The 15,926-nt window shown below is 71.0% G+C and carries 17 protein-coding genes; 12 read left to right on the top strand and 5 right to left on the bottom strand.

Going from position 1 to position 15,926, the window contains the following annotated elements:
- The 4 genes from AC1D12_RS08040 to AC1D12_RS08055 all read left to right on the top strand — a co-directional run.
- Positions 1-755, top strand: a 755-nt coding sequence (locus AC1D12_RS08040) for a branched-chain amino acid ABC transporter permease (RefSeq protein ID WP_477839829.1), incomplete at its 5' end; no start/stop codon positions are given.
- A complete protein-coding gene (locus AC1D12_RS08045) occupies positions 745-2,511 on the top strand; it encodes a branched-chain amino acid ABC transporter ATP-binding protein/permease (RefSeq protein ID WP_477839831.1) in 1,767 nt (588 codons plus the stop codon). The genes AC1D12_RS08040 and AC1D12_RS08045, both read left to right, overlap by 11 nt.
- Positions 2,512-2,514: 3 nt before the next feature.
- A complete protein-coding gene (locus tag AC1D12_RS08050) occupies positions 2,515-3,255 on the top strand; it encodes an ABC transporter ATP-binding protein (RefSeq protein WP_477825516.1) in 741 nt (246 codons plus the stop codon).
- On the top strand, positions 3,255-3,695 hold the full coding sequence (locus tag AC1D12_RS08055; RefSeq protein WP_465110718.1) for a MarR family winged helix-turn-helix transcriptional regulator: 441 nt from the start codon (positions 3,255-3,257) through the stop codon (positions 3,693-3,695). Before AC1D12_RS08050 ends, AC1D12_RS08055 begins: the two co-directional genes overlap by 1 nt.
- On the opposite strand, the gene AC1D12_RS08060 is transcribed toward AC1D12_RS08055, so the two are convergent.
- From AC1D12_RS08060 to AC1D12_RS08070, 3 genes are all read right to left on the bottom strand, one after another.
- Positions 3,692-5,248 (bottom strand): GDYXXLXY domain-containing protein, encoded by a 1,557-nt coding sequence (locus AC1D12_RS08060; RefSeq protein WP_477839833.1) that lies wholly within the window; start codon positions 5,246-5,248, stop codon positions 3,692-3,694. The genes AC1D12_RS08055 and AC1D12_RS08060 overlap by 4 nt on opposite strands.
- The gene (locus AC1D12_RS08065; protein ID WP_477827547.1) at positions 5,245-6,144 is read right to left on the bottom strand and encodes a DUF2157 domain-containing protein; all 900 of its coding nucleotides are present in this window, start codon (positions 6,142-6,144) and stop codon (positions 5,245-5,247) included. Before AC1D12_RS08065 ends, AC1D12_RS08060 begins: the two co-directional genes overlap by 4 nt.
- Positions 6,145-6,260: 116 nt before the next feature.
- Positions 6,261-6,689: a MarR family winged helix-turn-helix transcriptional regulator gene (locus tag AC1D12_RS08070; protein ID WP_465110721.1), complete on the bottom strand. Its 429-nt coding sequence runs from the start codon at positions 6,687-6,689 to the stop codon at positions 6,261-6,263.
- An 88-nt stretch (positions 6,690-6,777) separates the two neighbouring features.
- Between AC1D12_RS08070 and AC1D12_RS08075 the strand changes: the two genes are divergently transcribed.
- Both AC1D12_RS08075 and AC1D12_RS08080 read left to right on the top strand, forming a co-directional pair.
- Positions 6,778-7,515: a siderophore-interacting protein gene (locus AC1D12_RS08075; RefSeq protein WP_477839835.1), complete on the top strand. Its 738-nt coding sequence runs from the start codon at positions 6,778-6,780 to the stop codon at positions 7,513-7,515.
- Positions 7,516-7,526: 11 nt separating this feature from the next.
- The gene (locus AC1D12_RS08080; RefSeq protein ID WP_477827545.1) at positions 7,527-8,189 is read left to right on the top strand and encodes a class I SAM-dependent methyltransferase; all 663 of its coding nucleotides are present in this window, start codon (positions 7,527-7,529) and stop codon (positions 8,187-8,189) included.
- A 3-nt stretch (positions 8,190-8,192) separates the two neighbouring features.
- Here the strand turns inward: AC1D12_RS08080 and AC1D12_RS08085 are convergent, their stop codons facing one another.
- On the bottom strand, positions 8,193-9,299 hold the full coding sequence (locus AC1D12_RS08085; RefSeq protein ID WP_477839837.1) for a 5-methyltetrahydropteroyltriglutamate--homocysteine S-methyltransferase: 1,107 nt from the start codon (positions 9,297-9,299) through the stop codon (positions 8,193-8,195).
- A gap of 156 nt (positions 9,300-9,455) precedes the next feature.
- On the opposite strand from AC1D12_RS08085, the gene AC1D12_RS08090 reads away from it, so the two are divergent.
- The 6 genes from AC1D12_RS08090 (at position 9,456) to AC1D12_RS08115 (ending at position 14,874) form a co-directional block, all read left to right on the top strand.
- Positions 9,456-10,640, top strand: a complete 1,185-nt coding sequence (locus AC1D12_RS08090) for an ABC transporter substrate-binding protein (RefSeq protein ID WP_477839839.1) — start codon at positions 9,456-9,458, stop codon at positions 10,638-10,640.
- A gap of 2 nt (positions 10,641-10,642) precedes the next feature.
- Positions 10,643-11,503, top strand: coding sequence for a branched-chain amino acid ABC transporter permease (locus AC1D12_RS08095; RefSeq protein WP_477839841.1), 861 nt, complete (start codon positions 10,643-10,645; stop codon positions 11,501-11,503).
- Positions 11,500-12,459, top strand: coding sequence for a branched-chain amino acid ABC transporter permease (locus tag AC1D12_RS08100; RefSeq protein WP_477826887.1), 960 nt, complete (start codon positions 11,500-11,502; stop codon positions 12,457-12,459). Before AC1D12_RS08095 ends, AC1D12_RS08100 begins: the two co-directional genes overlap by 4 nt.
- Complete coding sequence (locus AC1D12_RS08105; RefSeq protein ID WP_047509102.1) at positions 12,456-13,214, top strand: ABC transporter ATP-binding protein; 759 nt, start codon at positions 12,456-12,458, stop codon at positions 13,212-13,214. Before AC1D12_RS08100 ends, AC1D12_RS08105 begins: the two co-directional genes overlap by 4 nt.
- Positions 13,207-13,917, top strand: a complete 711-nt coding sequence (locus AC1D12_RS08110) for an ABC transporter ATP-binding protein (protein WP_477826885.1) — start codon at positions 13,207-13,209, stop codon at positions 13,915-13,917. Before AC1D12_RS08105 ends, AC1D12_RS08110 begins: the two co-directional genes overlap by 8 nt.
- Positions 13,918-13,986: 69 nt before the next feature.
- Positions 13,987-14,874 (top strand): AraC family transcriptional regulator, encoded by an 888-nt coding sequence (locus AC1D12_RS08115; protein ID WP_477839843.1) that lies wholly within the window; start codon positions 13,987-13,989, stop codon positions 14,872-14,874.
- A gap of 8 nt (positions 14,875-14,882) precedes the next feature.
- Here the strand turns inward: AC1D12_RS08115 and pobA are convergent.
- A partial coding sequence (pobA, locus tag AC1D12_RS08120; RefSeq protein ID WP_477839845.1) for a 4-hydroxybenzoate 3-monooxygenase occupies positions 14,883-15,926 on the bottom strand: 1,044 nt, incomplete at its 5' end.

The following is a 15,926-nucleotide window of genomic DNA, read 5'->3' on the forward strand; positions in this document are numbered from 1 at the left end:
ATGCCGGGCGGTCGCTGGCCGTGCCGGCGGCGGTGACGCTGCTCGCGCTGTGGGCCGCGCCGCGCCAGCTGCCGCTGCTGCTGCAAAGCCTGCTGACGCTCGCGATCGTCACGCCGCTCGGGCCCCTGGTCTACCGGCTCGCGTACCGGCCGCTGGCCGACGCGTCGGTGCTGGTGCTGCTGATCGTCTCGGTCGGCGTGCATTTCGCGCTGACCGGCCTGGGCCTGCTGTTTTTCGGCGCCGAGGGCTTTCGCAACCCGAGCTTCTGGGACGAGCGCTTTCGCGCCGGGCCGCTGATGCTGTCGGGGCAGGCGCTGATCATCTTCTTCGTCTCGGCCGCGCTGATCGTCGGGCTGTGGCTGTTCTTCGGGCGCACGCTGCAGGGCAAGGCCTTGCGTGCGACAGCAGTGAACCGGCTCGGCGCGCGGCTGATGGGCATCTCGACCGACGGCGCCGGCCGCTGGAGCATGGGACTCGCGGCCTTCATCGGTGCGCTGTCGGGCCTGCTGATCGGCCCGACCACGACGATGTTCTACGACACCGGTTTCCTGATCGGCCTGAAGGGCTTCGTCKCGGCGATCTTCGGCGGGCTCGCGAGCTACCCGGGCGCGGCGGCCGGCGCGCTGTTCGTCGGCTGGCTCGAATCGTTCGGCTCGTTCTGGGCCAGCGCCTACAAGGAGGTGATCGTCTTCACGATGATCCTGCCGGTGCTGCTGTGGCGCAGCTTCACGCACGGCGAATCCGATGACGAGTAGAAGCTGGTTCCTCGTTGCGTTCGCCGCTGTGCTGGCGCTGCTGCCGCAGTTGCCGGTGCCGGAGTTCTGGATCACGCAGCTGAACTACATCGGGCTGTACGCGCTGGTCGTGATCGGCCTCGTGCTGCTGACCGGCATCGCCGGACTGACCTCGTTCGGCCAGGCGGCATTCGTCGGCCTCGGCGCGTACAGCAGTGCATGGCTCACGTTGACTCTCGGCTGGTCGCCGTGGCTCGCGGTGTTCGGCGGGCTCGCGCTGACGGCGCTCGCCGCGCTGCTGCTCGGCTGGATCACGCTGCGCATGTCGGGCCACTACCTGCCGCTCGCGACCATCGCCTGGTGCCTGAGCCTGTACTACCTGTTCGGCAACCTGGAGGCGCTGGGCCGCTACGACGGCTTGCTCGGCATCGTGCCGATCGGGTTCTTCGGCCTGCCGCTGAACACCGGCCGCAGCTTCTTCTACCTGCTGTGGGCGCTGGTGCTGCTGGCGGCGCTGGCGGCCACGCAGCTGCTCGATTCGCGCAGCGGCCGCGCGCTGCGGGCGCTGAAGGGCGGCAGCACGATGCCCGAGGCGATGGGCATCGATACCTTCCGCGCGAAGGTCGCGGTGTTCGTGCTCGCGGCGCTGCTGGCGAGCCTGTCGGGCTGGTTGTTCGCGCACTTCCAGCGCAGCGTCAATCCGTCGCCGTTCGGCCTGAAGATGGGCATCGAATACCTCTTCATGGCGGTGATCGGCGGCGTCGGCCACGTGTGGGGCGCACTCGCCGGCGCGGCCGTCGTCAAGCTGCTGGAGGACCAGCTGCAGGTGCTGCTGCCGCGGCTGCTCGGTGGCAGCGGCAGCTACGAGGTGATCGTGTTCGGCGTGCTGCTGGTGGGGGTGCTGCAGTACGCGCGCGACGGGCTGTGGGCCGCGGTCGTCGCACGGCTGCCGCGGCGCGTGCGCCAGCGCGACTGGGCCGATGCGCAGCCGCTGCCCGAAGCGGCGCGGCCGCCGCACGGCGAGCTGGTGCTTGACGTGCAGTCGGTGCGCAAGGAGTTCGGCGGGCTGGTCGCGGTGAACGACGTGAGCTTCCAGGTGCGGGCCGGCGAGATCGTCGGGCTGATCGGGCCGAACGGCGCCGGCAAGTCGACCACCTTCAACCTGGTGAGCGGCGTGCTGCCGCTGACGCGCGGCGAGGTGCGGCTGCGCGGCGAGCRCATCGACGGGCTGCCGTCGCGTGGCATTGCACGGCGCGGCGTGTCACGCACCTTCCAGCACGTGAAGATGGTGCCGGAGATGACGGTGCTGGAGAACGTCGCGCTCGGTGCCCACCGGCGCGGACGGCGCGGCATGCTGGCGGCGATGCTGCGGCTGGACCGCGACGAGGAGCGCCGGCTGCTGCGCGAGGCCGAGCGCCAGCTGCAACGCATCGGCATGGCCGACCGCGCCGACGAACTGGCTGGCAACCTGGCACTCGGGCCGCAGCGGCTGATGGAGATCGCGCGCGCGCTGAGCGCCGATCCGTCGCTGCTGCTGCTGGACGAGCCGGCCGCCGGCTTGCGCCACCAGGAGAAGCGGGCGCTGGCCGAGGTGCTGCGGCAGCTGCGCGCCGAGGGGCTGTCGATCCTGYTGGTCGAGCACGACATGGACCTGGTCATGGACGTGAGCGACCGCATCGTCGTGATGGAGTTCGGCACGCGGCTGATGCAGGGCACGCCGGCCGAGGTGCAGGCGAGCGAGGCGGTGCGCGCGGCCTACCTGGGCACGGAGCACTGAACGATGGCGGCTCCAATGCTCGACGTTATCGACCTGCACGCCGGCTACGGCCGCGCCGAAGTGCTGCGTGGCATCCGGCTGCAGGCCGCAGCGGGCAGCGTCGTCACCGTGATCGGCCCGAACGGCGCCGGCAAATCGACGCTGTTGAATGCGCTGATGGGCGTGCTGCCGTCGCGCGGGTCCATCCAATGTCAGGGCAATGCGATCGACGCGCTGCCACTCGAAGCACGCGTCGACCGCGGCATCGCCCTCGTGCCCGAGACCCGCGCGCTGTTCGGCAGCATGCCGGTCGAGGACAACCTGCGACTCGGCGCGTGGCGCCTGCGGCAGCGTGGGCCGCAAGCCGCACGCGACGCGATGGAGCGGGTGTTCGCGCTGTTCCCGCGCCTGCAGGAGCGGCGCGGCCAGTTGGCCGGCACGCTGTCGGGCGGCGAGCGGCAGATGCTGGCGGTGGGCCGCGCGCTGATGGGCGAGCCCTCGCTGCTGATGCTCGACGAGCCGAGCCTCGGCCTCGCGCCGCTGGTGGTGCGAGAGATCTTCCGCACCATTGCCGCGCTGCGCGCGACCGGCGTGACGATCCTGCTGGTCGAGCAGAACGCGCGCGCCGCGCTGGAGGTGGCCGACCATGCCTACGTGCTGGAGATGGGCGAGATCGTGCTGCAAGGCCCGGCCGGCGAGCTGGCGCAGGACCCGCGCGTGATCGACACCTACCTCGGCGCGGCGCGCTCCAGCGGACCCCGCTGATGGTGGAGGCGCTCGACACCTCGCGGCTGGAGCACCTGGTCGGCTATGCGGCGACGCGGGCCTCGGTGCAGCTGAAGCGCTCGTTCGTGCGCCACCTCGGGCCGCTGGAGCTGAAGGCGGTGGAGTTCTCGATCCTGGTGCTGGTGGCGGCCAACGAGCGCGTGAACCAGAAGCAGCTCGGCCAGGCGCTCGACGTGTCGGCACCGAACATGGCGGTGACGCTGGACCGCATGGTCGAACGCGGCTGGGTGCAGCGGGTGCGCTGCAGCGACGACCGGCGCTCGCAGCGCATCGAGCTGACGCCGGCCGGGCGCAAGCTGACGGCGCGCGCCGAGAAGATCGCCGCGACGATGGAGGACGACGCGTTGGCGGTGCTGTCGGCGCGCGAGCGTGGGACGCTGATCCGGCTGCTGATGCGCGTCGCGGCCGGCGCCGGCTAGAGCGGCTGCAACTCCGGCCCGCGCAGCCCGACCAGCRAGGCCCGCCCGCTGTCGTCGACGCGGAACTCGCCGAAGCGCGCCCCCGACCAGCGCTGTGCCTCGCCTTCGCGGAAGAACCAGGCATCGGTGACGAGGATCCAGCGGCCGTCCTTCGGTGTCAGCTCGATGCGCAGTTCGTCGGCCGCGAGCGGCGTGCCGTTGTCGAGCCGCAGCAGCACCAGCACGCCACGCCCGTCGCGCCGCGCGACCGCATGCGGTCGCTGTGCGCGCAGCAGGTCGTCGTCGAGGCCCTGCTCCAGCGCGGCCGGCAGGCGGAAGTTCAGCCGCATGAAGTCGCCTTGCATCAGCGAGCGCGGATCGGCCGGCGCGAGCTCGATGAACACCGGCTGGCCGTGCGCGATCAGCGATTCCTTCTGCCAGATGGCGAGGTTCGCGACCCCCAGCACGGCAGCGGCGCAGACGGCGATGCCCCAGCGCTGCGGCCCGGTGGGGGCTGCGGCACGTGCTGCAATCCCGCTCGGCTCGCGCCGCGGCCTGCCCCAGCGCGCCAGCAACGCGAGCACCGCGCCGGCCGCCACCATCAGCAAGGCCTTGTGCGCGAGCGGCCAGGCCAGTTGGTAATAGAACGCGCCGATGATCCAGGCCGCGGCCACGCCGGCCGCGGCGGCCAGGCGCCAGCGCCGCGTGGTCGCGCTCAGCGCGAGCGCCAGCAGCACCGCGCCGAGCGTGGGCATCAGCCAGGCCAGCAGCGCGAGCACCGCGGCCACGCCGGCCAGCCACGGCTGCCGCAGTCCCGGCCAGCGATGCGCGGCCCACAGCGCACCCGCGACGGCCAGCGCCAGCGACGCGGCCTGCTGCAGCGAGCCGATCCAGCGGTGGCCGTCATCGACGCTGCGAGCCACATCGCCTGCGAAGCCGGTCAGGTTCGCGCCGACCAGGAAGGTCATGCCGGCCCACCACGCGAGGCCRCACAGCGTCGCGAGCAGCCAGCCGGCACTGAGCGGCTCGACGACGGCGGCGTGCACCGGTGCGATGCGGCGCACCAGCACATGCGCAGCCACCCAGGCCGCGGCGCAGCCGTGCCATGCGAGCCAGAACACGCCGAGGCGCGTGGCGTGCGAGCCGCGCCACGGGTCGATCGCCAGTGCGAGCGCCAGCATCACCGCCGCCAGTGCACCGAGCAGCGCGCGCAGCCAATCGGCCCGCACCAGCACCGCGACGGCGAGCGCCACCGTGCCGAGCGTCGCGAAGGCGAGGGCATCCGGCAGGTCGCGGAACAGCCCGAAGGCGAGCGCGCCGCCGCCGACGATCAGCCCCGGCACCGCGAGCTGCTCGACGAACAACGGCACCTGCCGCGCATGCAGCACCACCAGCGAGCCGGCCAGCACCAGCAGCCCGACCACGTAGGGCCCGGCGCCGCGCGTGACGAAGTCGCCGAACAGCATGCCGACGAAGATGATCAGCGGGACCGCTGCCAGCCAGGCGCCGAGGCCGGTCAGCAGCACGACCGGCCACGGCCGGTTCTCGGTGGGCGCCATCAGGGAATCGCTCATGCGGTGGCTCCGGTGCGTGCGTGGCGGCGTGCGAGGTGCATCACGCCCGAGACGCTGGCGGCCAGCAGGCCGGCGGCGGACAGGCCCAGCAGCAGCAGCCGGCCGATCTCGTCGCCACCGCTGTGGCGATCGAACAGCAAGTGCGTGAGCCCGGCGACGAGCAGCGCGTTCAGCCCGAGGGCCACGGCGCTGAGCCCGTAGATGTCGAACAGGTGCCGATTGGCCAGCACCACCGCGGCGATGCCCAGCACCGCCAGCGCCAGCGCGTAGTGCGCGCCGCTGCGGTCACCGAACACCGCGCTGGCGCCGCTCACGCAGACCATCACGACGGCCAGCGTCACCGCGGTGCGCTCGCCCCACAGGCCGCCACCGGTGAGGCGCTGCCACGCCGGATGCAGCGCGGCCACCAGCGCGATCGCCGCGCTCCAGCCGATCAGGTGGGCCGGCAGGTCCTGCGGCTCGATGCGCCAGCGGTGACCGGTGTGCGCGACGATCCACAGCGAGATGCCGCTCATCGCAACCAGCGCGAACGGGGCCCACAGCACGTCGCTGCGCGCGCCCAGGCACAGCGGCAGCGCGAGCGCGGCCCACAGCGCGAACAGCTGCCAGGCGTCGGCGCCGGTCTGGTAGGTCTGGCCGAAGAAGGCGAACAGGCCGCCGATCCCGAGCAGCGCCAGCAGCCCGAGCGGCGCGCGCAAGGCGGGCCGCCACAGCGCGCCGGCGCACATCACCACGACGCTGCCTTGCAGCAACGCGAAGCGGCCGGTGCGGCCCAGCGTGTCCCAGTTGGCGGCGATCCAGAAGATCAGGCCCAGCCCGCCGAGCGCGGCGGCCAGCACCGCAATGCCTTGCGGCAGGCGCTGCGAGAGCGCGGGTGGTTCGTCGTGCAGGTCCATGGCTCCTCCGGGATGTGGCGCGATGGTAGCGATGCACCGAGCCGTCCGGCGCTGGCAGGTGCAGCGAGTGCCGCGGCTTGCCACCGCCGGGTGCGCACAGCGATACCGTGTCGGGGTCAGTCCGGCGCGTCGAGGTTGTCCGTCACCCGCTGCAGCAGCGCCAGCAGCTGCCGCTGCTCGGTCGCGCTGAACCCCGACACGGCCCGTGCATTCAGCTTGCGCGCCTGCTGCTGCAGCGTGCGCAGCACCGCCTGGCCGTCGGGCGTCAGCGACAGCGCGACGCTGCGCCGATCCGCCTCGTCGGCCTGCGCGTCGAGCAGGCCGCGCTCGCGCAGGCCCTTGATCAGCCGTGCGAGCTGTGCCTTGTCGCGCCCGCTGTGCTGCGACAGCTCGCTCTGCGTCGCGCCGGGGTGGCGGCCGAAGTAGCCGAGCACCTTGCTCTCCATGTGCGTGATGTCGTGCGGCCCGTCGCGCAGCACCTGGTACTGCTGCCCGCGGTACTGGTGCATCACCGTGTGGATCAGCTCCAGCACGTCGTCTTCCACACGGGGCGCTGCTTTGCCCTGATGGTTGACATTGTCATCTTGTTTGCCCATGATGGGGGATATTGTCAACCATTTCGAAAGCGGGCCCATGACGGCAGAAACATCCACCCGGCGCGTGCAGCGCGTCCAGCATGAGATCAGGCGGCGCGAGCTGCGCGTCGTGCGCGTCGAGGCCACCAGCCCCGGCTTCCGGCGCATCGTGGTGGCCGGCGAGCCGATGGCGGGTTTCGTCAGCGCATCGTTCGACGACCATGTGAAGCTCTTCATCGACACCGGTGCGGCCGAGCCGGTGCGCCGCGACKACACGCCGCGCCGCCACGATGCCGCGGCGGGCGAGCTGACGCTGGATTTCGCGCTGCACGACGACGGCCCGGCGTCCGACTGGGCGGCGCGTGCGCAGCCCGGCGACGCGCTGACCGTGGCCGGCCCGCGCGGCTCGTTCATCATCCCGCTCGACTACGACTGGCACCTGCTGATCGGTGACGCGAGCGCGCTGCCGGCGATCGAGCGCCGGCTCGAGGAGCTGCCGGCCGGCACGCGCGCGATCGTGCTGCTGCAGCTCGATGCGGCCGACCGCCGGCCGCTGGCGAGTGCCGCCGCGCTGCAGGTGCAGCATGTCGACAGCGACGATGCGCTGCTCGCCGCGGCCCGGGCGCTCACGCTGCCGCCCGGCGACGGCTACGCCTGGTGCGCCGGCGAGGCCGCGGTGATGGCGGCGCTGCGCCGCGTGCTGGTCGACGAGAAGGGCCACGACCGCCACGCGATCCGCGCGGCCGCGTACTGGAAGCGCGGTGTCATCGCGCACCACGAGAACCTCGGCGACTGAAGGGAGCCACCATGTCCAACAGAACCTTGCCGCTCGACGACCACCTGCTCGACTACCTCATCGCCCACTCGGTGCGCGAGCACCCGGCGCAGGCGGCGCTGCGCGAGGCAACGCGGCGGCATCCGCATGCGGGCATGCAGATCTCGCCCGAGCAGGGGCAGTTCATGTCGCTGCTGGTGCGATTGATCGGCGCGCGCCGCACGATCGAGGTCGGCGTGTTCACCGGCTACAGCGCGCTGACGGTGGCGCTCGCGCTGCCCGATGACGGCCGGCTGCTCGCCTGCGATATCAACGACGACTACACCCGCGTCGGCCGGCCGTTCTGGCAGCAGGCGGGCGTCGCGCACAAGATCGACCTGCAGATCGCGCCGGCGTTGCTGACGCTCGATGCACGCCTCGCGGCGGGCGAGGCCGGGCACTACGACTTCGCGTTCATCGATGCCGACAAGCGCGGCTATGACGCGTATGTCGAGCGCTGCCTGCAGCTGCTGCGCCCGGGCGGGCTGATCGCGATCGACAACGTGCTGTGGAGCGGCGAGGTCGCGCACCCGGCCGCGGCCGGCACCGACACTGCGGCGCTGCAGGCGCTCAACGAGAAGCTGCATCGCGACGAGCGGGTGGATGTGTCGATGCTGCCGATCGGCGACGGGCTCACTCTCGCGCGCAAGCGCTAGGGCTCAGCCCCACACCTCCTGCGCGGTCTCGACGACGAGCCTGAGCTTCGCCCGCTGCGCCTCCACCGCGATGTCGTTGCCGTGCACCGTGCTGCTGAAGCCGCACTGCGGCGACAGGCACAGCTGCTCCAGCGGCACGTACTTCGCGGCCTCGTCGATGCGGCGCTTCAGGTCGTCTTTCGACTCCAGCTCGCCGAGCTTGGTCGTGACCAGGCCCAGCACCACCGTCTTGCCCTTCGGCAGGAAGCGCAGCGGCCTGAAATCGCCGCTGCGCGCGTCGTCGTACTCGAGAAAGTACGCATCGACGTCCATCTCCGACAGCAGCGCCTGCGCCACCGGCTCGTAGCCGCCCTGCGCCGCCCAGGTGCTCTTGAAATTGCCGCGGCACAGGTGCACTGCGAGCGTCATGCCGGCCGGCTTCTGCGCCACCACGCGGTTGATGAAACCGGCGTAGCGGTGCGGCAGCTCGTCGGGGTCGTCGCCGCGCTGGCGGGCCGCCTCGCGCATCTTGTCGTCGCACAGGTAGGCGAGGTTGGTGTCGTCCATCTGCACATAGGTCGCGCCGGCCGCGGCCAGCGAGCGCAGTTCGTCGCCGTAAGCGTTCGCCACGTCCTGGTAGAACGGCTCCAGGTCCGGGTAGTGCTCGCGGCTGATGCCGGCGCGCCCGCCGCGGAAGTGCAGCATCGTCGGCGACGGGATCGTCACCTTCGGCGTGCGCCGCGTCTGCGACTTCAGGTACTCGAAGTCGGCGCGCTGGATGTCCTTCACGTGGCGAACCTTGTCGATCACGCGCATCAYCGGCGGGGCGAGCTCCTCGCTGCCGTCGGGCTTCTTCACCAGCACCGGGATGTCGGTCTTCACGCCGCCCAGCTGTTCCAGGAAATCGATGTGGAAGTAGGTGCGCCGGAACTCGCCGTCGGTGATGCTCTGCAGGCCCACGTCTTCCTGGAAGCGCACGATCTCGGTGATCGCCCGGTCCTCCACCGCGCGCAGTTCGGCCGCGCTGATCTCCTTCAACCGGAAGCGCTCACGGGCTTCGAGGAGGTACTTCGGGCGCAGGAAACTGCCGACGTGGTCGGCACGAAAAGGAGCGGCGGAACGCGAGGTCATGAAGGTCTCCTGTGAGGGTTCACCGCGATGCGCGATGCCCCCGTTTCTGCTGCAATGTTCTTATATAGAACACGGGTGCTGTATGCGAACCAGGATGCTAGCATCCGGCCCCGGATTCGCTGCATCATCCACCGCCTTCCCAACGGAGACAAACGCATGCACAAGCGCACCGCCCTGCGGCACCTCGCTGCGGCGGGGCTGGCCTCGAGCCTGCCCCTGGCTTTCCAATCGACCGCCTTCGCGCAGGCCAAGCCGTTCAAGATCGGCTTCATCCTCCCGATGACCGGGCAATCGGCGTCGACCGGCCGGCAGATCGAAGCGGCCGCGAAGCTCTACCTGGCGCAGAACGGCGCGACGGTCGCCGGCCGCAAGATCGAGCTGATCATCAAGGACGATGCCGGCGTGGCCGACGCGACGCGCCGCATCGCGCWGGAGCTGGTGGTCAGCGACAAGGTCGACGTGCTGGCCGGCTTCGGGCTGACGCCGCTGGCCCTCGCGACCGCGCCGATCGCGACGCAGAGCAAGACGCCGATGGTCGTGACCGCCGCGGCCACGTCGATCGTCACCGAGCAGTCGCCCTACATCGTGCGCACCAGCTTCACGCTGCCGCAGGTGACGCTGGGCATTGCCGAGTGGGCGGGCAAGAACCAGATCAAGCGCGCGGTGACGCTGGTGGCCGACTACGCGCCCGGCATCGACGCCGAGAAGACCTTCAAGGACCGCTTCAAGCTGAACGGCGGCGAGGTCATCGGCGAGATCCGCTCGCCGCTGCGCAACCCCGATTTCGCGCCCTTCCTGCAGAAGGTGCGCGACCTGAGCCCCGATGCGGTGTTCGTGTTCCTGCCGTCCGGCCAGGGCGCGGCCTTCATGAAGCAGTTCGCCGAGCGCGGGCTCGACAAGTCGGGCATCCGCCTGATCTGCACCGGCGACGTGACCGATGACGACCAGCTCAACGACATGGGCGACGTCGCGCTGAACATCGTCAGCTCGCACCACTACTCGGCCTCGCACCCGTCGGCGGTCAACAAGAAGTTCGTCGAGGCCTTCCAGGCGGCCAACAAGTTCCGCCCGAACTTCATGGCGGTGGCCGGCTACGACGGCATGCGCGTGATCACGAAGGCGCTCGAGGCCACCAAGGGTGCGGGCGGCGGCGATGCGCTGCTGGCCGCAATGAAGGGCCAGGTGTTCGAGAGCCCGCGCGGCCCGGTGCTGATTGACGCGCAGACGCGCGACATCGTGCAGGACGTCTACATCCGCCGCGTCGCGCGCGTGAACGGCCAGCTCTTCAACGAGGAGTTCGACGTGCAGAAGGCCGTGAAGGACCCGGGCAAGACGAAGTAGGCATGCTGACGCTGCTGTTCGACGGCATCGCCTACGGCATGCTGCTGTTCGTGCTGGCCGTCGGGCTGGCGGTCACGCTCGGGTTGATGAATTTCRTCAACCTSGCGCATGGYGCKTTCGCGATGGCCGGCGGCTACRTCACCGTGCTGCTGATGAACCGGCTCGGCGTGCCCTTCCTCGCGACGCTGCCGGCCGCCTTCATCCTCACCGCGCTGGCCGGCGCGCTGCTCGAACGCACGCTGTACCGGCCGATGTACGCGAAGCCGCACCTSGACCAGGTGCTGTTYTCGATCGGCCTGGTGTTCATGGCGGTGACGGCGGTCGACTGGCTGATCGGCTCGCAGCAGCAGATGATCCAGGTGCCGCCGTGGCTGCAGGGCCGCTTCGACTTCGCCGCGGTCGGCATCGGCAAGTACCGGCTGTTCATCATCGTGCTGTGCGCGCTGCTGACGATCGCGCTGCAGGCGGTGCTGACGCGCACCCGCTTCGGCAGCCGGCTGCGCGCCGCGGTCGACGACCCGCGCGTCGCGCAGGGCCTGGGCATCAACACCAGCCAGGTGTTCCTGCTGACCTTCGCGGTCGGCTCGGGGCTGGCCGGCCTGGGCGGTGCGCTCGGTGCCGAGGTGTTCGGGCTGGATCCGAGCTTCCCGCTCAAGTTCATGATCTATTTCCTGATCGTCGTCTCGGTCGGCGGCACCACCACCATCACCGGTCCGTTGCTGGCCGCGCTGCTGCTCGGCATCGCCGACGTGTTCGGCAAGTACTACGTGCCCAAGCTCGGCGCCTTCATCGTCTACACGCTGATGATCGTGATCCTGACGCTGCGCCCGCAGGGGTTGTTCGGGCGGAGTGCCAGCCGATGAGCGTCCGGGATTCGCTGTCCGCCGCTTCGGCCTGGCGCTGGTGGGAGTTCGCGCTCGGGCTGGTCGCGCTCGGCTCCTGCGTGTTCGCCGGCGAGCATGCGCTGCTGCTCAACGAGATCGCGATCCTCGGGCTGTTCGCGATGTCGCTCGACCTGGTGCTGGGCTACGCCGGCATCGTGTCGCTCGGCCATGCGGCGTTCTTCGGCTTCGGTGCCTATGTGGCGGCGCTGTTCGCGAAGCACGTGATGCCCGATCCGCTGGTCGGGCTGGCGGTGGCGATCGCGGCGTCGGCGCTGCTCGGCGCGCTCGGCAGCCTGCTGATCCTGCGCGGCTCCGACCTGACGCGGCTGATGGTGACGCTCGGCGTCGCGTCGGTGCTCTACGAGCTGGCGAACAAGCTGGACTGGCTGACCGGCGGCACCGACGGGCTGCAGGGCGTCGTGATGGGGCCGTTGCTCGGGCGATTCGAGTTCGACCTGTACGGCCGCACCGCGTACGCCTACAGCCTCGCGGTGCTGGTGCTCGCGCTGCTGTTCGCGCGGCGCGTCGTGCACTCGCCGTTCGGCGTCTCGCTGAAGGCCTTGCGCGACAACCGGCTGCGCGCCACCAGCGTCGGGCTGTCGGTGCCGGCGCGGCTCGCGGCGGTGTACACCCTCGCGGCCGGGCTCGCCGGCGCGGCGGGCGCGCTGCTCGCGCAGACCAGCGGCTTCGCGTCGCTCGACGTGCTGGATTTCCACCGCAGCGCCGACGTGCTGCTGGTGCTCGTGATCGGCGGCACCGGCTACCTGTACGGCGGGCTGTTCGGCGCGATCGCGTTCAAGCTGCTGCACGACCTGGTGTCGGCCTGGACGCCGCAGTACTGGCTGTTCTGGCTCGGGCTGTTCCTCGTGGTGCTGATGCTCGTGGGCCGCGACCGCTTCATCCGCCCGTGGACCTGGTGGGGCCGCAAGCCATGACCATCGCGCTGGAAACCCGCGGCCTCGTCAAGCGCTTCGGCGGCATCGCTGCGACGCAGGACGTGTCGCTGACGATCGAGACCGGCGCGCGCCACGCGCTGATCGGCCCGAACGGTGCCGGCAAGACGACGCTGATCAACCTGCTGACCGGCGTGCTCGCGCCGAGCGCCGGCACGATCCTGCTCGACGGCCAGGACATCACCCGCCTCGCGCCGCACCAGCGCGTGAAGCGCGGGCTGGTGCGCACCTTCCAGATCAACCAGCTGTGGAGCGAGCTGACGCCGCTGCAGTCGCTGGCGCTCGCGGTGACGGCCGAGCGCGGGGCCGCTTCGCGCTGGTGGCAGCCGCTCGGCCGGGCCGATGGCGTGGCCGAGGCCTGCGAGACGCTGCTGAAGCAGTTCCGCCTCGACGACGTGATGGACCGCAAGGTGGCAGTGCTGCCCTACGGCAAGCGCCGGCTGCTGGAAATCGCGACCGCGCTCGCGTGCCGGCCGCGCGTGCTGCTGCTCGACGAGCCGGTGGCCGGCGTGCCCGAGGGCGAGCGGCAGGAGATCTTCGACACCATCAACGCGCTGCCGGCCGACGTGTCGATCCTGCTGATCGAGCACGACATGGACCTGGTCTTCAACTTCGCGCGCCGCGTGTCGGTGCTGGTCAACGGCGCGCTGTTCGCCGAGGGCGACGTGCAGGCGATCGCGAACGACCCGCGCGTGAAGGCGGTGTACCTCGGCCAGGGGGAGGTCGCCCATGGCTGAGCCGCTGCTGCGCGTGGAGGGCCTGAGCTCCGGCTACGGCGAGGCCGTGGTGGTGCAGGGCGTCGACCTGGAACTGGCGGCCGGGCAGTCGCTCGCGCTGCTGGGCCGCAACGGCACCGGCAAGACGACGCTGCTGAATACGCTGGTCGGCGTGACGCGCCGCCATGCCGGCCGCATCGTGCTGGCCGGGCAGGACATCAGCGCGACGGCCCCGTACCGGCGCGCCGCGGCCGGCATCGGCTGGGTGCCGCAGGAGCGCAACATCTTCAAGTCGCTGACGGTCGACGAGAACCTGACGGCGGTCGCGCGCCCGGGGGCGTGGACCGTCGCGCGCGCCTATGAGATGTTCCCGCGGCTCGCGGAGCGGCGCGGCAACCTGGGCCACCAGCTGTCCGGCGGGGAGCAGCAGATGCTGGCGGTGGCGCGCGCGCTGGTGCTGAACCCGAAGCTGCTGCTGCTCGACGAGCCGCTGGAGGGCCTGGCGCCGATCATCGTGGAGGAGCTGCTGCGCTCGATCGCGCGCGTGGTGCGCGACGAGGGGCTGTCGGCCATCATCGTCGAGCAGAACCCGCGGATGATCCTGCCGATCACGCAGCATGCGGTGGTGCTGGACCGCGGCAGCATCGTGCACCGCAGCGACAGCGCGGCGCTGCTTGCCGAGCCGCAGCAGCTCGAGCGCTGGCTCGCGGTGTCGCAGCGCTGAACTGAGCAATCCCGGTGGCGCGCGGCGGCGGCCTGCGCCCTACAGTGGCGCGGCCCATCACCTTCGTCCATGCGCCACCAGTCCGAGCTCTCCTACCGCCGCCGCATCAACCGCGTCGTCGCCCATGTGCATGCGCAGCTGTCCTCCGATCTGGAGGGGAGCACGCTGGCCGACATCGCCGCGATGTCGCGCTTCCACTTCCACCGCGTGTTCTCCGCGATGACCGGCATGACGCCGGCGCAGTACGTGCTGCGCATGCGTCTCGCGGCCGCCGTCGAGGCGCTGCGCGGCGGCAGCGCGCCGGTCGGGAAGATCGCGCTCGATTGCGGCTTCGATGGCGGCACCAGCTTCGCCCGCGCGCTGCGGCGCGAGTGCGGGCTGTCGCCGAGCGCGGTGCGCCAGGCGCTGGTGGACCCGCGCCTGGTGCTGCCGGTGGTGGCGTCCCCCCGTCCCCTCAGGAGAAAGACCATGCTTGAACCGAGCTTCCGCGACCTGCCTGAACGCCAGGTGCTGTGYGCCACCGAACGCGGCGCGATCGACAACGACATGAGTGCCGCCGCGCAACGCGCCTTCGGCCGCCTGCTGCCCGCTGTGCAGGCGCTCGGCCTCGGCGAGCGGCAGACCGCGTGCCTCGCGATCTGTCCCGACGAGATCAAGGGCTTCGACGACCCCGAGGCGCGCTTCATCGCGGCCGTCGCGTTCAGCGGCCCGGTGCCCGATCTCTCGGCCGTCGACCGCATCGACTGCCAGGCGATCCCCGCCGGCCGCTGGGCGGTGTTCCGCCACACCGGCCCGTACGACACGCTGTGGCAGACCTGGMGCGCGATCTACCGCGACTGGGTGCCGTCGTCCGGCATCGAGCTGCGCGACGCCGCGCCGTTCGAGGACTACGTGAACGACCCCAGCCAGGTGCCGGCCGAGCAATTGATCACCGACATCCACATCCCGGTGCGCTGACGCGCCGCTCAGTGCTCGAGCGGCAGGCCGACGTAGTTCTCGGCCAGCACCGTGGCCGCCGCCTCGGAGTGCAGCAGGTAGCCGATCTCGGCCTCCTGCACCTTCTGGCCGAACTCGCCGCCGTCCGGGAAACGGTGCATCAGCGACGTGAACCACCACGAGAAGCGCACCGCGTTCCAGACGCGGCGCAGGCAGCGTTCGGAGTAGCGGTCGATGCCGGCGTCGCTGCGCTGCCGGTAGTGCTCGATCAGCGCCTGCGACAGGTACTGCACGTCGGAGGCCGCGAGGTTCAGGCCCTTCGCGCCGGTCGGCGGCACGATGTGCGCCGCATCGCCGGCGAGGAACAGCCGGCCGAAGCGCATCGGCTCGGCGACGAAGCTGCGCAGCGGCGCGATGCTCTTCTCGATCGACGCTCCGGTGACCATGCGCTCGGCCGATTCCGGGTCGAGCCGGCGCCGCAGCTCGTCCCAGAACGCCTGGTCGCTCCAGCGCGCGACCGAGTCGTCCGCCGGGCACTGGATGTAGTAGCGGCTGCGCGTCAGCGATCGCATGCTGCACAGCGCGAAGCCGCGCTCGTGGTTCGAGTAGATCAGCTCGTGCGAGACCGGTGGCGTGTCCGACAGCACGCCGAGCCAGCCGAACGGGTAGCTGCGCTCGAACACCTTCAGCGCGGCCGGCGGCACGCTCGCGCGGCTCACGCCGTGGAAGCCGTCGCAGCCGGCGATGAAATCGCACTGCAGCTCGTGCGTGACGCCTTGCCGGCGCCAGGTGACGCGCGGCGCCGCACCGTCGAAGTCGTGCAACGCAACGTCCTCGGCCTCGTACTCGGTGACGGCGCCGCAGGCGCTGCGGGCATCCATCAGGTCGCGCGTCAGCTCGGTCTGGCCGTAGACCATCACCTGCCGGCCGTGCGTCAGCCGGTGCAGGTCGATGCGCTGGCGGGTGTTGCGAAAGCCGAGGGCGAAGCCGCCGTGCACCAGCCCCTGCGCATGCATGCGCTGGCCGATGCCGAGCTGGTCCATCAGGTCGACCGTGCCCTGCTCGAGCACGCC

Source organism: Rhizobacter sp. P1_G5 (assembly GCF_056405435.1).

Bases quoted from the DNA above. Each gene is read 5' to 3' on its own strand.
- AC1D12_RS08055 (WP_465110718.1), top strand. From the start codon at position 3,255: ATGGTGGAGGCGCTCGACACCTCGCGGCTGGAGCACCTGGTCGGCTAT.
- AC1D12_RS08105 (WP_047509102.1), top strand. From the start codon at position 12,456: ATGACCATCGCGCTGGAAACCCGCGGCCTCGTCAAGCGCTTCGGCGGC.
- AC1D12_RS08100 (WP_477826887.1), top strand. From the start codon at position 11,500: ATGAGCGTCCGGGATTCGCTGTCCGCCGCTTCGGCCTGGCGCTGGTGG.
- AC1D12_RS08050 (WP_477825516.1), top strand. From the start codon at position 2,515: ATGGCGGCTCCAATGCTCGACGTTATCGACCTGCACGCCGGCTACGGC.
- AC1D12_RS08110 (WP_477826885.1), top strand. From the start codon at position 13,207: ATGGCTGAGCCGCTGCTGCGCGTGGAGGGCCTGAGCTCCGGCTACGGC.
- AC1D12_RS08065 (WP_477827547.1), bottom strand. From the start codon at position 6,144: ATGGACCTGCACGACGAACCACCCGCGCTCTCGCAGCGCCTGCCGCAA.
- AC1D12_RS08080 (WP_477827545.1), top strand. From the start codon at position 7,527: ATGTCCAACAGAACCTTGCCGCTCGACGACCACCTGCTCGACTACCTC.